The organism is Marinobacter sp. F4216 (assembly GCF_019931195.1).
Taxonomy (GTDB): Bacteria; Pseudomonadota; Gammaproteobacteria; order Pseudomonadales; family Oleiphilaceae; genus Marinobacter; species Marinobacter suaedae.
Map to the genome: position 1 here is coordinate 104,490 of NZ_JAIOUO010000007.1, position 16,324 is coordinate 120,813.

12 protein-coding genes are annotated in these 16,324 nt (G+C 56.9%); 9 read left to right on the forward strand and 3 right to left on the reverse strand.

Annotated elements, in window-relative coordinates:
- Positions 1-22: 22 nt before the first annotated feature.
- From ftsH to ggt, 3 genes are read right to left on the reverse strand one after another with little or no spacing between them, the layout of a single operon-like run.
- Positions 23-1,957, reverse strand: a complete 1,935-nt coding sequence (gene ftsH / locus K8I84_RS14320) for an ATP-dependent zinc metalloprotease FtsH (RefSeq protein WP_223795464.1) — start codon at positions 1,955-1,957, stop codon at positions 23-25.
- Positions 1,954-2,202, reverse strand: a complete 249-nt coding sequence (locus K8I84_RS14325; protein ID WP_223795465.1) for a thiamine-binding protein — start codon at positions 2,200-2,202, stop codon at positions 1,954-1,956. The genes ftsH and K8I84_RS14325 overlap by 4 nt, the downstream gene beginning before the upstream one ends.
- Positions 2,203-2,245: 43 nt before the next feature.
- Complete coding sequence (gene ggt / locus K8I84_RS14330; protein ID WP_223795466.1) at positions 2,246-4,009, reverse strand: gamma-glutamyltransferase; 1,764 nt, start codon at positions 4,007-4,009, stop codon at positions 2,246-2,248.
- Positions 4,010-4,150: 141 nt separating this feature from the next.
- Here ggt and purU point away from each other — a divergent pair, with 141 nt between their 5' ends.
- The 9 genes from purU to K8I84_RS14375 all read left to right on the forward strand — a co-directional run bounded on the left by purU (position 4,151) and on the right by K8I84_RS14375 (position 16,279).
- Positions 4,151-5,005, forward strand: coding sequence for a formyltetrahydrofolate deformylase (gene purU, locus K8I84_RS14335; protein ID WP_223795467.1), 855 nt, complete (start codon positions 4,151-4,153; stop codon positions 5,003-5,005).
- A gap of 128 nt (positions 5,006-5,133) precedes the next feature.
- Positions 5,134-7,740 carry a DNA gyrase subunit A gene (gene gyrA, locus K8I84_RS14340; protein WP_223795468.1) on the forward strand — a complete coding sequence of 869 codons (2,607 nt, stop codon included), beginning with the start codon at positions 5,134-5,136 and terminating at the stop codon, positions 7,738-7,740.
- A 46-nt stretch (positions 7,741-7,786) separates the two neighbouring features.
- Positions 7,787-8,869 carry a 3-phosphoserine/phosphohydroxythreonine transaminase gene (serC, locus tag K8I84_RS14345; protein ID WP_223795469.1) on the forward strand — a complete coding sequence of 361 codons (1,083 nt, stop codon included), beginning with the start codon at positions 7,787-7,789 and terminating at the stop codon, positions 8,867-8,869.
- A 2-nt stretch (positions 8,870-8,871) separates the two neighbouring features.
- Positions 8,872-9,969, forward strand: a complete 1,098-nt coding sequence (gene pheA, locus K8I84_RS14350) for a prephenate dehydratase (RefSeq protein ID WP_223795470.1) — start codon at positions 8,872-8,874, stop codon at positions 9,967-9,969.
- 20 nt (positions 9,970-9,989) lie between these two features.
- Positions 9,990-11,114: a histidinol-phosphate transaminase gene (gene hisC, locus K8I84_RS14355; protein WP_223795471.1), complete on the forward strand. Its 1,125-nt coding sequence runs from the start codon at positions 9,990-9,992 to the stop codon at positions 11,112-11,114.
- 1 nt (position 11,115) lies between these two features.
- Entirely contained in the window at positions 11,116-13,341 is a 2,226-nt protein-coding gene (locus K8I84_RS14360; RefSeq protein WP_223795472.1) for a bifunctional prephenate dehydrogenase/3-phosphoshikimate 1-carboxyvinyltransferase, read from the forward strand.
- Between the two features lie 2 nt (positions 13,342-13,343).
- Complete coding sequence (cmk, locus tag K8I84_RS14365; protein ID WP_223795473.1) at positions 13,344-14,024, forward strand: (d)CMP kinase; 681 nt, start codon at positions 13,344-13,346, stop codon at positions 14,022-14,024.
- Between the two features lie 129 nt (positions 14,025-14,153).
- The gene (gene rpsA, locus K8I84_RS14370) at positions 14,154-15,845 is read left to right on the forward strand and encodes a 30S ribosomal protein S1 (protein ID WP_223795474.1); all 1,692 of its coding nucleotides are present in this window, start codon (positions 14,154-14,156) and stop codon (positions 15,843-15,845) included.
- Positions 15,846-15,982: 137 nt separating this feature from the next.
- The gene (locus K8I84_RS14375; protein WP_007154691.1) at positions 15,983-16,279 is read left to right on the forward strand and encodes an integration host factor subunit beta; all 297 of its coding nucleotides are present in this window, start codon (positions 15,983-15,985) and stop codon (positions 16,277-16,279) included.
- The last annotated feature ends 45 nt before the right edge of the window (positions 16,280-16,324 follow it).

Here is a 16,324-nt window from a genome sequence, read left to right on the forward strand (position 1 = left end):
TCATCAAACGTGAGATGTCTGCCTAACCAGAACTCCGGGCGGGATGGGCGCGAACGCTGGTCGTGGCTTGCCCGCCCAGAATCGCGTCGATCGCTTCGCCGTCGAGGGTTTCTTTTTCTAGTACCGCTTTTGCGAGAGCGTCCAGCTGGTCTTGGTGGCTGGTCAGACAGTCAATCGCTTCTTTTTCCAAAGCCTGAAGCTGTGACTGGATCTCCGTATCGATTTGTTCGGCCATCTTCTCACTGTATTCCCGTGGTAAGCCCATTTCCCGCCCCAGGAATACGTGCTCCTCACCGATGCTAAGGCCAAGGGGCCCAAGCTTTTCGCTCATGCCCCATTGACCGATCATCTTGCGCAACAGGTGGGTGGCTTCCTTCAGGTCGTTTTGAGCGCCGGTGCTGACTTCCCCGTAGACCAGCTTTTCGGCGGCCCGACCTCCAAGCATGACTTTGATTCGGTCCCTCAGATAACTCTCGGTGTAGGTGTAGCGGTCTTCTTTGGGGGTTTGTTCGGTCACCCCCATGGCCATGCCGTGGGGAATAATGGTAATGCGTGTCAGCGGGTCGGCCTTGGGTGCGTAGTAGGCAATCAGCGCGTGGCCGCATTCATGGTAGGCGACGGCTTTGCGTTCTTCGGGGGACAGCTGTGAGTCCCGTTCCTGCCCCAGCACGATGCGGTCCCGGGCTACCTCAAAACAATGGGCATCCACCTGCTGGCGGTTTTCACGGGCGGCAGTCAACGCGGCTTCGTTCACCAGATTTTTAAGGTCGGCACCGGACAGCCCGATGGTTCGCGCGGCCAGGGCTTCGAGGTTTACATCGTCGGCCAGGGGTACCTTGCGGACGTGGACTTTCAGAATGGCTTCGCGGGCATCCTTATGTGGTCGGTCCAGGGTGATCGTCCGATCGAACCGGCCCGGACGAAGCAGAGCAGAGTCCAGCACGTCGGGTCGGTTGGTGGCAGCCAGAACCAGTATGTTTTCATGGGGCTCAAAACCATCCATTTCGGTCAGGATCTGGTTCAGGGTCTGTTCCCGTTCGTCGTGTCCACCACCCAGCCCGGTTCCCCGTGAGCGACCCACTGCGTCCAGTTCATCGATAAAAATCAATGAGGGGGCTTCTTTGCGTGCTTCCTGAAACATATCCCGGACACGGGCGGCGCCAACACCTACAAACATTTCAATGAATTCCGAGGCGCTGATGCTGAAAAAAGGTACCTCTGCTTCGCCCGCAATAGCCCTTGCAAGGAGTGTCTTGCCGGTACCAGGAGGTCCTACCAGCAACACGCCTTTGGGCATGTCGGCGCCTACGGCCCGGTATTTTTCCGGTGCCCTGAGGAAGTCGATGATCTCGGTGATGTCCCGCTTGGCGGATTCAATGCCGGCCACGTCATCGAGCGTGGTGGTGGAGGTTTCCTTGCGCGCCAGGCGTGCCCGGGATTTGCTGAAATCAAAGACTCCGGTTCCTTGCCCGATCCGTTTCTGGGCGTTGCCCCAAAGCCAGAACATCAACGCCAGGAACAGCAACCAGGGCAGGAAGGCCTGGAGCAGCTGTTGCCACCAGGGCAGGCCGGACGGCGTAGCGCGTATGGTGACCTCTTGTTGTTCCAGCAACTCCAGCAGCTCGGGATCTTCCATGGGGGGACGTATGGTCTGAAAGCCCCTGGTGGATTCACCGGACGCGTTGCCTGAATCAAAGCGGCTGGCGCCCAGATCGGTGAATTGTCCACGAATCTGCTCTTCATGAAGAGTGACTTCGGCGACCTGGCCGTCGGCTACTGCGGTTTTGAAGTCCGAGTAGGCGAGCTCTGCGTCCCGGGGTTGCCGGTCTTCCTGCATCCACATAACCAGCAGGAAGAGCAGGGCGCTGAGCCAAAGGAAGGAGTACTGCTTGGGCAGCGTAGGTTCGGAGGGGGAATCCTCTGGCTTGCGCGGGTCTGGCTGGCTGGGTTGGGTCATCGGGGCCTCCGGTCTCCCTCCATGATTTTGGCCACGAACACTGATTTGCCATAGGTCTCGAACGACCACTTCATGGTGTCGGAGAGAACCGCCATGACTTCATCATACTCGCCGAAGATTTCTGTGCTCATGCGTCCCGGATACACTTCCAGCCCGGTTTGCTCCAGTCGGGCAATCAGGTCCCAGATCGGTTGTTTGTAATCGCCCTTAAGTGGGTAGCAGCTCAGCTGCACAGACAGGTACATAGGCGTGCTTCCTTAAAACGTCTGCAAAATGTCCGACACCCTGTCAGTAGCCCATGGCCGAGGAGGTGCTGCGCCGCGGATCCCCCGCGCCATACAGGGTGCCATCCTCTCCGATCATGATACTCTGGATTGCCCCCATCGCCGAATCTTCGACCACCTTGTGGCCCCGGGATTCCAGCAGCCGGACGGTGTCCGGGCTGATGCCCTGTTCAATGCGGATCTGGTCAGGCAACCACTGGTGATGGATGCGGGGTGAATTAACCGCAGTCTGGATGTTCATGCCGTGGTCAATCACATTCATGATCACCTGCAGGGTGGTGGTGATGATCCTGGAACCTCCGGGGCTGCCGGTGACCAGAAAGGTCTTGCCATCCTTCTGGACAATGGTGGGGGACATGGAGCTGAGCATGCGCTTGCCCGGTTCGACCTTGTTTGCCTCACCACCAATCAAACCGTAGGCATTGGGCACCCCGGGTTTGGCGCTGAAATCGTCCATCTCGTTATTCAGCAGGAAACCTGCGCCCTGAACAGTGATGCCTGAGCCATAACTGAAGTTGATGGTGTAGGTGTTTGAGACCGCATTGCCCCATCGGTCGACCACCGAAAAATGGGTGGTCTCCGGGCTTTCATAGCTTGCCGGCTCCCCGGACTTTATCTCGCTGGCGGGGCGGGCCTTATCTTTTGAAATGCCGGCACGCAGGGACTCTGCATAGGCCTTGCTGGTCAGTCCACCGAGGGGAACCTCAACGAAGTCGGTGTCGCCGAGGAACTGGGAGCGGTCTGCGTAGGCCAGTTTCATGGCTTCGGCCATCCAGTGGATGGTGTCAGCGGAATTGTGACCAGCCTCCTTGACCGGCAGCCCTTCAAGGATGTTCAGGATCTGGACGATGTGGGTTCCGCCAGAGGACGGGGGCGACATGGAGTAAATGTCGTAGCCCCGATAGGTGCCATGAACGGGGGTGCGAACGACGGGTTTGTAGGCTTTCAGGTCCTCTTTGGTGATCAGGCCGCCATGGCGTTTCATTTCATTGGCAATTAACTGGGCGGTTTTGCCCTCATAGAAGCCGGCTACACCCTCTCCGGCGATTCGCTGCAGGGTTTGCACCAGGTCAGGCTGGCGGAATATCTCGCCGGGCTGATAGGTGTCACCATTCCGTTTATAGAAAGCCTTCATGCTGGCGGGCCATTTCTCCAGCCGGGGCCGTGCCTCGTCCAGCCCGGTGGTGAATCGCCGTGGCACCACGAAACCATTGCGGGCCAGGTCGAGGGCCGGTGCCAGTGCTTGCTTGAGCGAGATGGTGCCATGGCGCTCGAGGGCCAGCGCGAGCCCTGCGACAGTGCCGGGAACGCCCACCGCCAGATGGGAGAAACGACTGAGTTCGGGTACCGCCTCCCCATGTTTATCCTGGAACATGGTTTCGGTGGCTGCAGCAGGGGCTGTTTCCCGGTAATCAATGGCTTCCGGTGGGCTGCCATCGCCCTTGGCGATCAGCATGAAGCCGCCCCCGCCAATATTGCCGGAGCGGGGTTGCGTCACGGCGAGGGCAAATCCTGCGGTCACGGCGGCGTCAACGGCATTGCCGCCATCCTGAAGCACCTTGAGCGCGACTTCGGTGGCGACGGTGTGACTGGTGGCTACCATGCCTTGAGTGCCTACTGCGGGGATGAAGCGATCCCCGGTGAAAATGGCTTCGGCGTGGACCGCCGGAGAGGCACTAAGCGTCAGCACCAGTCCAATCAAAAGTTGCCTGAGGTAAGGGCCAGTTTCTGGCGTTTTCGTGGCAGTCCGGTGTCGCCGTTCGTCCATGATTCTCTTCCTCGTTTCTGGCGTTTAGATAGGCTATGATAGCCGGTCATTTTCATAGGTGCGTCCGGCCATTTGGCGTGGTCCGGTCAAGATTTGATCGGCGCACCTGCTTGCCTGAAGTTTAGTTAAGGAAAGGGGTTCATGGAGCATACCTACCGTCTTGTGATTTCCTGCCCGGATCGGGTCGGCATTGTTGCCAAGGTGAGTAACTTCCTGTCGACCTACAACGGCTGGATTACCGAAGCCAGTCATCACTCCGATACCCAGGCCGGCCGGTTCTTCATGCGGCATGAGATCAAGGCCAGTTCCATTCCGTTCGGGCTTGATCAGTTTCGGGCAGCTTTCGAGCCGATTGCCCGCGAATTCGATATGGAGTGGCACATTGCGGATTCGGCTCAGCCGAAGAAAGTCATTCTGATGTGCAGCAAGGAATCCCACTGTGTGGCGGATCTCCTGCACCGCTGGCACAGCAAGGAAATCAATGCCCAGATCGTGGCGGTGGTTTCCAATCATGATGATTTGCGCCGAATGGTGGAGTGGCACGAGATACCCTATCACCATGTCCCGGTGAGCGCAGAAAACAAGGATGAGGCATTTGCCCACATTGAGGGGCTGTTCCAACAGTACGACGTGGATGTGGTTGTTCTGGCCCGCTACATGCAAATCCTGCCGGCCGAGTTGTGTGAGAAATACGCCGGTAAGGTGATCAACATTCACCATAGCTTCCTGCCATCGTTTGCTGGGGCCCGTCCCTATCATCAGGCATACAGCCGCGGGGTAAAGCTGATTGGTGCGACCTGCCACTACGTGACTCAGGACCTGGATGAAGGTCCGATCATTGAGCAGGACGTCATACGTGTCACTCACAGTGACTCCATTGAGGACATGGTTCGCCTGGGCAAGGATGTCGAAAAGAACGTGCTGGCCCGTGGTCTTCGGTCCCATATCGAGGATCGCGTCATCACCTACGAAAACAAGACCGTGGTGTTTGACTGAGAGTTGCCGACAATCGCCCCGCTGGAGGGCGTTTGTGGTAGACTCGGGCGCTTGATCAAAGAATAACTAGGGGGCCGACCCAACGGCCCTGACACGACATTTCAGATAATGCAGAGGAACCTTTCTCGATGGGTGAATTAGCCAAAGAGATCCTGCCGGTAAATATTGAAGACGAGCTTAAACAGTCCTACCTCGATTACGCCATGAGCGTCATCGTGGGCCGGGCACTGCCCGACGTGCGAGACGGGCTGAAGCCGGTCCACCGGCGGGTGCTGTTCGCCATGTCCGAGCTGAACAATGACTGGAACAAGCCCTACAAGAAGTCCGCCCGTGTGGTGGGGGACGTTATCGGTAAATACCACCCGCATGGTGACTCTGCGGTCTACGACACCATCGTCCGTATGGCGCAACCGTTTTCCCTGCGCTATCCGCTGGTCGACGGCCAGGGTAACTTTGGTTCCATCGACGGTGATAACGCGGCAGCGATGCGTTACACCGAGGTGCGGATGGAAAAGATGGCCCATTCGCTGCTGGCCGATCTGGAAAAGGAAACGGTCGACTTCGTAGACAACTACGACGGCACCGAGCAGATTCCCGAGGTTCTTCCAACTCGCATTCCCAACCTTCTGGTAAACGGTTCCTCCGGTATCGCGGTTGGTATGGCGACCAATATTCCGCCGCATAACCTCACCGAAGTAGTGAACGGCTGTCTGGCACTGATTGATGATCCGGACCTGGGCGTCGATGACCTGATGGAATATATTCCGGGGCCGGATTTCCCGACTCAGGGCATCATCAATGGTCGTGCAGGCATCGTCGAGGCTTACCGCACCGGTCGTGGGCGCATTTACATCCGTGCCCGCCACGAAATCGAGCAGGACAAGAAGACTGGCCGCGAATCCATCATCATCACCGAGCTGCCGTACCAGCTGAACAAGGCTCGCCTGATCGAAAAGATCGCCGAGCTGGTGAAGGACAAGAAGATTGAGGGCATCTCCGAGCTTCGGGATGAGTCGAACAAAGAAGGTATCCGCGTGGTTATCGAGCTGCGTCGAGGCGAAAACCCGGAGGTTGTGGTCAACAACCTGTTCGCCCAGACCCAGCTTGAAACCGTTTTTGGTATCAACACGGTTGCGCTGATTAACGGCGAACCCAAGACCCTCAACCTGAAAGAGCTGCTGGAAGCCTTCCTGCGCCACCGCCGCGAAGTGGTGACCCGCCGGACCATCTTTGAGCTGCGCAAGGCCCGCGAACGCGGCCACATCCTGGAAGGTCTGACTGTCGCGCTGGCTAACATCGACGAGATCATCGAGCTGATCAAGGCCTCACCGTCTGCCGCGGAAGCCAAGGAAAAGCTGATGGCCAAGGGCTGGGCCCCGGGTGATGTGATGGCCATGCTGGAACGTGCGGGCGAAGATGCCTGTCGTCCGGACGATCTGCCGGAAATCTACGGCCTGCACAACAACCTTTACCATCTTTCTCCAGAACAGGCTCAGGCCATTCTGGACCTGCGTCTGCATCGCCTTACCGGTCTTGAGACCGAGAAGCTGCAGAACGAGTACAAGGACATCCTGGAGAAAATCGCCGATCTGCTGGATATCCTGAGCAACCCGGAGCGTCTGCTCCAGGTGATTCGCGACGAACTGAATGAAGTGGTGAATGACTACGGCGACGAGCGTCGTACCGAAATCACCAGCTCCCGTCGTGACCTGACCATTGCCGATCTGATTGATGAAGAAGATCTGGTGGTAACCATTTCTCACGGTGGTTACGCCAAAACTCAGGCTGTTGAGGATTACCAGGCCCAGCGTCGTGGTGGTCGAGGCAAGGCGGCAACGTCCATGAAGGACGAAGACTTCATTGAAAAACTGCTGGTCGCCAACTCCCACGATACCATTTTGTGCTTCTCCAACCGCGGCAAGGTTTACTGGTTGCGGGTGTTTGAGATTCCCCGGGCCAGCCGGGCATCCCGTGGTCGTCCCATGGTGAATATCCTGCCGTTGGACGAGGGTGAGCGTATTACCACCTTCCTGCCGGTACGGGATTACCCGGAAGACCAGTTTGTGCTGATGGCGACGTCCAAAGGTGTGGTCAAAAAGACACCGCTGCCTAATTTCTCCCGTCCCCGCAGCAGTGGCCTGATTGCGCTTTCTCTGGACGATGGCGACACCCTGATCGGCACCGCCATCACCAACGGCGATGCGGAAGTCATGCTGTTCTCCAGTGCTGGTAAGGCTGTGCGCTTTAACGAGGACGCGGTTCGTCCGATGAGCCGGACTGCACGTGGCGTTCGCGGCATCCGTATGCCGGAAGGGCACGAAGTGGTGTCCCTGATTATTCCGGAAGACGGCGGCGTGATTCTGACGGCCAGTGAAAACGGCTATGGCAAGCGCACATCCATTGATGAGTTCCCGACCTACAGCCGTGGCAGCCAGGGTGTTATTGCCATGCAGTGCTCTGAGCGGAACGGTAACCTGGTTCGCGCCCTGCAGCTGTTCGACGGTGACCAGATGATGCTCATCTCTGATAAGGGCACCCTGGTACGGACCCGTTCGGACGAAATCTCGGTACTGAGCCGGAACACCCAGGGCGTTCGCCTGATCAAGCTAAGCCAGGAAGATGAGCGCCTGGTTGGGGTTGAGCGCATCGCTGAATCGGACGATGAAGACCCGGAAGATCTGGCGCTGGATGGTGCCGGTGACAATGACTCGGAAGAAACTGCCGGCGAGGAATAAGCCGGCACTGATACAACATCAGTGAGTAGTGAGAGATAAAAGGACTATGAGCAGGGCGTATAACTTTTGTGCTGGTCCGGCCACACTGCCGGAAGCGGTGCTGAACCAGGCGCGTGAGGAAATGCTGGACTGGCGCGGTACGGGCATGTCCGTGATGGAGATGAGCCACCGCAGCGACGAGTTTGTGCAGATTGCAGAAACTGCCGAGCGGGATTTTCGCGAGCTCGCCGGTGTCAGCGATGATTACGCAGTCCTTTTTATGCAGGGTGGGGCGTCCAGTCAGTTCGCCACCATCCCCCTCAATCTGCTGCCGGAAGGCGGTAGTGCTGATTACGTGAATACCGGGATCTGGTCGAAGAAAGCGATTGCTGAAGCGAAACGTTACGGCGACGTGAACGTGGCTGCCAGCGCAGAAGCCTCTGGTTTCAGCGATATTCCCGACCAGGCCTCGTGGCAGACCCGCGCCGATGCCGCCTACCTGCATTACACGCCGAACGAAACCATTGGTGGGTTGGAGTATGACTTCATTCCGGATAGCGGTTCGGTACCGCTGGTGGCGGATATGTCGTCCACCATTCTTTCCCGGCCAATGGATTTTTCGAAGTTTGGTCTGGTCTATGCCGGTGCTCAGAAGAACATCGGACCGTCTGGCCTCGTAGTCGTGGCGATTCGGAAGGACCTGCTGGGCAAGGCCCGCAGCAATACCCCGACCATGATGAATTATCAGGTCATCGCGGATAACGGTTCCATGTACAACACCCCGGCCACCTACTCCTGGTATCTGGCCGGACTGGTGTTCCAGTGGTTGAAGGCACAGGGTGGCGTCACCGCCATGGCGGCAGTCAATGAGCGCAAGGCAAAGAAGCTCTACGGCTTCATTGATGGCAATGACTTTTATGCGAACCCTATCAAGCCGCGTTTCCGTTCCTGGATGAATGTGCCGTTTACACTCGCGGATGAGTCCCTTAATGGTGAATTCCTTAAAGGGGCGGACGCCCGTGGTCTGCTTAATCTCAAGGGGCATCGCTCTGTCGGTGGTATGCGTGCCAGTATCTATAACGCCATGCCGGAGGCTGGTGTTGACGCATTGATCGATTACATGACTGAATTTGCGAAGGAGCGTGGGTGATCATGACGGACGAACAAACCCGTTTGGGGCAGTTGCGGGAAGAAATCGACAGTCTGGATCGGCAGATCATGGATCTTATCAGTGCCCGTGCACGCTGCGCCCAGGAAGTCGCCCATGTGAAAATGGACTCGAATCCCGAGCAGGATGTGTTCTTTTACCGTCCGGAGCGTGAAGCCCAGGTGCTGAGGCGCATCAAGGAGGAGAATCCGGGGCCTTTGTCGTCCGAAGAAATGGCGCGACTCTTCAGGGAGATTATGTCGGCGTGTCTGGCGCTTGAAAAACCCATGCACATTGCTTTCCTGGGGCCAGTTGGAACTTTCACCCAGGCTGCCGCGCTCAAGCATTTCGGCCACTCGGTGGTCAGTGTGCCGCTGCCGGCCATCGATGCAGTTTTCCGGGAAGTCGAATCGGGATCTGCGCACTATGGTGTGGTACCTGTGGAGAACTCCACCGAAGGCATGATCAATCACACCCTCGATATGTTTATGTCGTCGCCTCTGAAAATCTGTGGCGAGGTTCAGCTTCGTATTCACCATCATTTGCTGGTGTCGCCGAAGCATAAGGATCAGGAAATCACCCGGATCTACTCCCATCAGCAGTCTTTCGCCCAGTGTCGCCAGTGGCTGGATACCCATCGATACGGTATCGAGCGGGTGACCGTTTCCAGTAACGCCGAAGCAGCACGTCGGGCAGCCGAAGAGCCGGGCACCGCGGCGATTGCCGGCGACATGGCGGCCGAACTTTACGGCCTTGAGTTGCTGGCAAACAGCATTGAAGACCGGCCAGATAACACCACCCGATTCCTGATCGTCGGGCGCGAGGAAGTCCCGGCCAGCGGGCATGATAAATCCTCGATTCTGGTATCCATGCGCAACAAGCCGGGCGCCCTTTATCAGCTGCTGGAGCCCTTCCATCGTCACGGTATCAGCCTGACCCGGATCGAGACACGGCCTTCGCCCAGTGGCACCTGGGCCTATGTGTTCTACATCGATTTCGAGGGGCACATGGACGACGAGCAGGTTAAGAAGGTGCTTGCTGAAGTGGACGAGGAAGCTGTTGAACTCAAGCGGCTGGGGTCGTACCCGGTCGGCGTGCTTTGAGCCGAAAAGGATGAAAGGCTATGGCCATTGATTACCAGCGTCTGGCCGTCGAGGGTGTGCAATCGTTATCGCCCTATCAGCCGGGCAAGCCCATTGACGAGCTGGCTCGAGAGTTCGGGCTTGATCCGGCAAACATCGTAAAACTCGCCAGTAACGAAAATCCTCTGGGTCCCAGTGACAGGGCTCTGGCAGCGGCGCAGAAAGCGTTGTCTGATCTGTGTCTCTACCCGGATGGTAATGGTTTTGATCTAAAACAAGCCCTTTCCGTCCGGCTCGGGGTCAGTGCCGATCAGATTACCCTGGGTAATGGCTCGAACGATGTACTGGAAATCATCGCACGTTGTTTTGCAGATGCCGATGATGAAGTTATTTTCTCACAGTATGCTTTTGCGGTTTATCCGCTGGTCACCCAGGCTGTTGGCGCAAAAGGTGTGTGCGTCCCGGCTCTGGAGTGGGGGCATGACCTTGATGCCATGGCCAATGCGATCACCGACCGCACCCGTTTGATTTTTGTCGCCAACCCGAACAACCCGACCGGAACGGTACAGGGCACGGCGGCGATCGAGGCGTTTCTGGATCGGGTGCCAGCCAACGTGATTGTGGTGCTGGATGAGGCCTACTGCGAATACCTCCAGGGCAATGAGTACCCTGATGGAATCCGGTTGCTGCCGGGTTATCCGAACCTGATTGTCTGCCGGACTTTCTCAAAGGCCTGGGGATTGGCAGCCCTGCGCGTGGGCTACAGCATTTGCTCTCCGGAAATAACGGATGTCCTCAATCGGGTCCGTCAGCCTTTCAATGTGGATTCGATTGCATTGGCGGCGGCTACTGCGGTTCTGGAGGACGAAGCCTACCTGCAGCGTTCCCGTAAGGTAAATGAAGCAGGCCTGAGGCAACTGGAGGCGGCATTCGAACGTCTTGGCCTTGAGTACATTCCCTCCGTTGGAAACTTCATTGCCGTGGACGTGGGAGAGCAGGCTCAGGAAGTGTTTCAGTCGCTGCTTGCGCAAGGTGTAATTGTTCGGCCGGTCGCTGGTTATGGGATGCCTTGCCATCTGCGGGTGTCAGTCGGTTTGTCTGAAGCGAACGATCGCTTCGTCGAGGCGCTTGAACATTCCCTGAACAAGATCCGGCAAGGAGGCTGACATGTCTGCCCAGCCGCCTGTATTCAATCGTGTCGCCGTGATTGGTCTCGGCCTGATTGGCGGTTCACTGGCCTGTGCGGTTCGACGTCGCGGGCTGGCCGGTTCAGTGGTCGGCTACGACAAACGGCCTGATGAACTGTCTCTGGGCGAATCCCTGGGGGTGATCGATGAAGCCGCTGACTCGCTTGAACAAGCGGTAAAAGGCAGTGACCTTGTAGTGTTGGCGGTACCCGTTCGAGCGACGCGGGCGGTTCTTCAGGAGATCAAGCCCTGGCTGGATGATGCGGCCGTGCTTTCGGATGTAGGGAGCACCAAAACCAGCTTTGTGGAAGACGTAAAATCGGTTTTTGGTTCGGTGTCGCCATCTGTCATTCCGGGGCACCCCATTGCCGGTTCCGAAAAGAGTGGCATCCGTGCGGCTAACCCCGATCTCTTCAACCATCACAAGGTTATTCTGACGCCGGGAGACGATGCGGATCCTCAGGCGTTGTCAAGTTTGAGGTCGCTTTGGGAGGGCTGTGGCGCGAATGTGCTGACCATGTCGCCCAGATACCACGATGAAGTTCTGGCGGCGACCAGTCACTTGCCCCATCTTATTGCGTTTTCACTGGTCGATACCCTGGCGGGTGAAGACGAAAATATGGATATCTTTCGTTATGCTGCCGGAGGGTTTCGGGATTTTACCCGTATCGCCGCAAGCGACCCGGTGATGTGGCACGATATCTTTCTATCCAATCGAGAGGCGGTACTGCGGGTGATTGATCATTTCACCCACGACCTTGATCAGCTCAGATCGGCCATTGCGGATCAGGATAGCGCCAAGCTGTTGCGAGTTTTTAGTCGCGCCAAGGCGGCGCGGGAACATTTTTCCAAGATACTTTCAGGACAGGCTTTCGTGACAAACCACAGCGACAAACAGGTAACCTTCCGTCTCCAGCCAGGAGGCGCTGTATCCGGAGAATTTCGGGTTCCGGGCGATAAATCCATGTCCCATCGCTCCATAATGCTGGGTGCTCTCGCCGAGGGCGTGACTGAAGTGACCGGGTTTCTCGAGGGCGAAGACAGTCTGGCCACTCTTCAGGCGTTCCGGGATATGGGCGTCACCATTGAAGGGCCGGATAATGGCTTTGTGCGCATCCATGGTGTTGGCATGAAGGGGCTGCAGGCTCCTCGCGGCCCGCTGTATCTTGGTAATTCCGGCACTGCTATGCGCCTGTTTGCGGGGCTGATGGCTGCTCAGTCTTTCAATTCCGAGCTCACCGGTGACGCAAGTCTGTCCAAGCGCCCAATGGGGCGTGTAGCCGATCCACTGCGGGCCATGGGGGCCGTGATCGATACCGAAGAGGGCGGTCGTCCGCCTATGCGGATCAAAGGCGGTCAAAAGCTCACCGGGATTCACTATGAAATGCCCATGGCCAGCGCCCAGGTAAAATCCTGCCTGCTGCTGGCTGGTCTCTATGCCGACGGCAGCACGTCAGTCACCGAACCCGCCCCAACCCGGGATCATACCGAGCGGATGTTGTCCGGTTTTGGTTATCACGTATACCGGGATGGCCCGACGGCGAGTGTGAGCGGTGGCGGCGAATTGTCTGCGACCAATATCGATGTGCCCGCCGATATATCCTCGGCCGCCTTCTTCCTCGTCGCTGCCAGTATCGCTCCTGAATCGGAGCTTGTTCTTCGCCATGTAGGGATTAACCCCACGCGCACCGGGGTGATCAACATCCTGAAGCTCATGGGTGCGGACATCGATATCTTTAATGAGCGGGAGATTGGCGGTGAGCCGGTAGCCGATATCCGGGTTCGCTCGGCGGAGCTCAAAGGTATTGATATTCCGGAGGATCAGGTGCCTCTGGCCATTGATGAGTTCCCGGTGCTGTTTATCGCAGCTGCGTGTGCAAAAGGGCGGACGGTACTCCGTGGCGCTGAGGAGCTGAGGGTAAAAGAAAGTGATCGCATTCAGGTCATGGCTGATGGACTCGAGGCGGTGGGCGTGAAAACCACCGTTACCGCCGATGGTATTGTCATTGATGGCGGGCAGACAATTGCTGGCGGTGTGGTGAATAGCCATGGAGACCACCGTATTGCCATGTCCTTTGCGGTTGCGTCCTTGCGCGCGGAGGGAGAGATCGAAGTAAGGGATTGTGCCAATGTTGCCACGTCGTTCCCGGGCTTTGTTGAACTGGCCCAAAATTGTGGTATCCAGATCGCTGCCGAAGGAGCTTGATCATGAGCGACAATCCAGTGCCGGTTATCACTGTGGACGGCCCGGGTGGGGCCGGTAAGGGTACAGTGACTCAGATGCTTGCCAAGCGGCTGGGCTATCACTTGCTTGATAGCGGCGCACTCTATCGTCTGACTGCTCTGGCGGCAGCGCGGCAGGGCGTTTCCCTTGATGACGAGGCAGCGTTGGTTCAAGTGGCGGCGTCACTGGATGTTGCGTTCGAGCCCACGCCCTCTGGTGAGCCGGCAAGGGTGATGCTCGCCGGTGAGGACGTCACCTCTGAAATCCGGACCGAAACCTGCGGCAATAATGCCTCAAAGGTGGCGGTCATGCAGCCAGTGCGGGATGCGCTATTGCAACGGCAGCGAGACTTTCGGGAGGCCCCCGGACTGGTCGCTGACGGTCGGGACATGGGCACTGTTGTGTTCCCGGATGCTCCGGTCAAAATTTTTCTGACCGCCAGTGCCGAGGAACGCGCCCGACGGCGTTATCTTCAGTTGAAGGACACTACCACCGGTGTTACCATTGACGCCCTTTTAAAGGAGATAAAGGCGCGCGACGACCGGGATATGAACCGTTCCGCGGCCCCTCTCAAACCGGCAGATGATGCGCAAGTCATTGACTCTACAGGTTTGAGTATTGAGGAGGTGTTAGGGAGGTGCATGGTCGCTGCAGGCCAGGCCTGACCGCACCTTTTTGTTGTTGAAATGCCGGATGCGGCGTTAACGGCCAGCCACTGGCTGCATCCGGACAGTATTAACAGACCGTGTTGCTGGTATCACGGATACACTTGCGTTGATTGCATAGGACAGATAATGAGCGAGAGCTTTGCGGATCTTTTTGAAGAAAGCCTGAAAGAAATCGATATGCAACCAGGTTCCATCGTCCAGGGAACCGTAGTTGATGTTGATAACGACTGGGTCACCGTTAACGCCGGACTGAAGTCCGAAGGCGTTATCCCCGCCTCCCAGTTCCGTAACGAAAAAGGCGAGTTGGAAGTTGCTATCGGCGACCTGGTTGACGTAGCTCTGGACGCGGTAGAAGACGGTTTCGGTGAAACCCGTCTGTCCCGTGAAAAGGCGAAGCGTGCCGAAGCCTGGAAGGTGCTTGAGAAGTCCTTCGAAGCAGAGGAAGTGGTTAAGGGTATCATCAACGGCAAGGTCAAGGGTGGTTTCACCGTCGATCTGTCCGGTATCCGTGCCTTCCTGCCGGGCTCTCTGGTTGACGTTCGTCCGGTTCGCGACACTGCGCACCTGGAAAACAAAGAGCTCGAATTCAAGGTTATCAAGCTCGACCAGAAGCGTAACAACGTCGTTGTTTCCCGCCGTGCCGTTCTGGAAGCTGAGAACAGTGCTGAACGCGAAGCTCTGCTCGAAACCCTGACCGAAGGTCTGGAAATCAAGGGTATCGTCAAGAACCTGACCGACTACGGTGCATTCGTAGATTTGGGCGGTGTTGACGGCCTGCTGCACATCACTGACATGGCCTGGAAGCGCATCAAGCATCCGAGCGAAATCGTTAACGTTGGTGATGAAATCAACGTTAAGGTTCTGAAGTTCGACCGTGAGCGTAACCGTGTATCCCTGGGGCTGAAGCAACTGGGCGAAGATCCTTGGGTTGATATCAAGGGCCGCTACCCAGAAGGTAGCAAGGTCACGGCTCGCGTTACCAACCTGACCGACTACGGCTGCTTTGCTGAGCTGGAAGAAGGTGTTGAGGGTCTGGTTCACGTATCCGAAATGGATTGGACCAACAAGAACATCCATCCGTCCAAGGTTGTCCAGGTTGGCGACGAAGTGGGCGTGATGATTCTGGACATCGACGAAGAGCGTCGTCGTATCTCCCTGGGTATCAAGCAGTGTGTTTCTAACCCGTGGGAAGATTTCTCCAGCAACTTCAACAAGGGCGACCGCATCTCCGGTAAGATCAAGTCCATCACTGACTTCGGTATCTTTATCGGCCTGGACGGTGGCATCGACGGTCTGGTGCACCTGTCCGACATCAGCTGGAACGAAACCGGTGAAGAAGCCGTTCGCCAGTACAAGAAGGGTGACGAAGTTGAGACCGTTATCCTGTCTGTTGATCCAGAGCGTGAGCGCATTTCCCTGGGTATCAAGCAGCTCGAGAGCGATCCGTTTGCTGAGTTCGTTCAGCTGAACGACAAGGGCTCCATCGTGAAGGGTACTGTATCTGCTGTTGACGCGAAGGCGGCAACTATCGCTCTGAACGACGAAGTTGAAGCTGTTCTGAAGGCTTCCGAAATCAGCCGTGACCGTGTGGAAGACGCACGCAACGCGCTGAAGGAAGGCGAGGAAGTTGAAGCGAAGATCATCAGCATCGATCGCAAGAACCGCATCATCAACCTGTCTGTCAAGTCTAAGGACGTTGAAGAAGACAAACAGGCGCTTGAAAATGTGCGGAGTAAGTCTGCGGAAGCTTCTGGTGCGACCACCATCGGTGATCTCATCAAGGAACAGATGCAGCAGCAAAACGCCAACAAGGACTGAGTTCCTCGTCTGGCAAGCTAAAAAAACGGGCTCTAAGAGCCCGTTTTTTTTGTGTTTTTTTTAGGTTTGGCTAAACTAGTGGTCAGAATAGCCCGGTAAGAAGACGGTCGAAAAATAAAGATAGAGGGAAGCGCCTCATGACGAAGTCGGAACTGGTCGAGCTGATTGCATCGAAACAAACGCAGTTGTCCGTTAAAGATGTGGAGTTGGCAGTAAAAACCATCATCGAGCATATGTCCCAGTCGCTCGCCGATGGTCAGCGAATTGAAATTCGGGGGTTCGGTAGTTTTTCCCTTCACCACAGGGCAGCCCGTACCGGCCGTAATCCGAAGACGGGTGAGGCGGTTCAGCTGCCTGCCAAGTTTGTGCCTCATTTCAAGCCCGGAAAAGAGCTTCGGGAACAGGTGAACGACAGTCTGAAGAAAGGTTTCTAGATTGTTGAATCAGGGAAAACGGGCGATCTGAACGCCCTTCGAGGA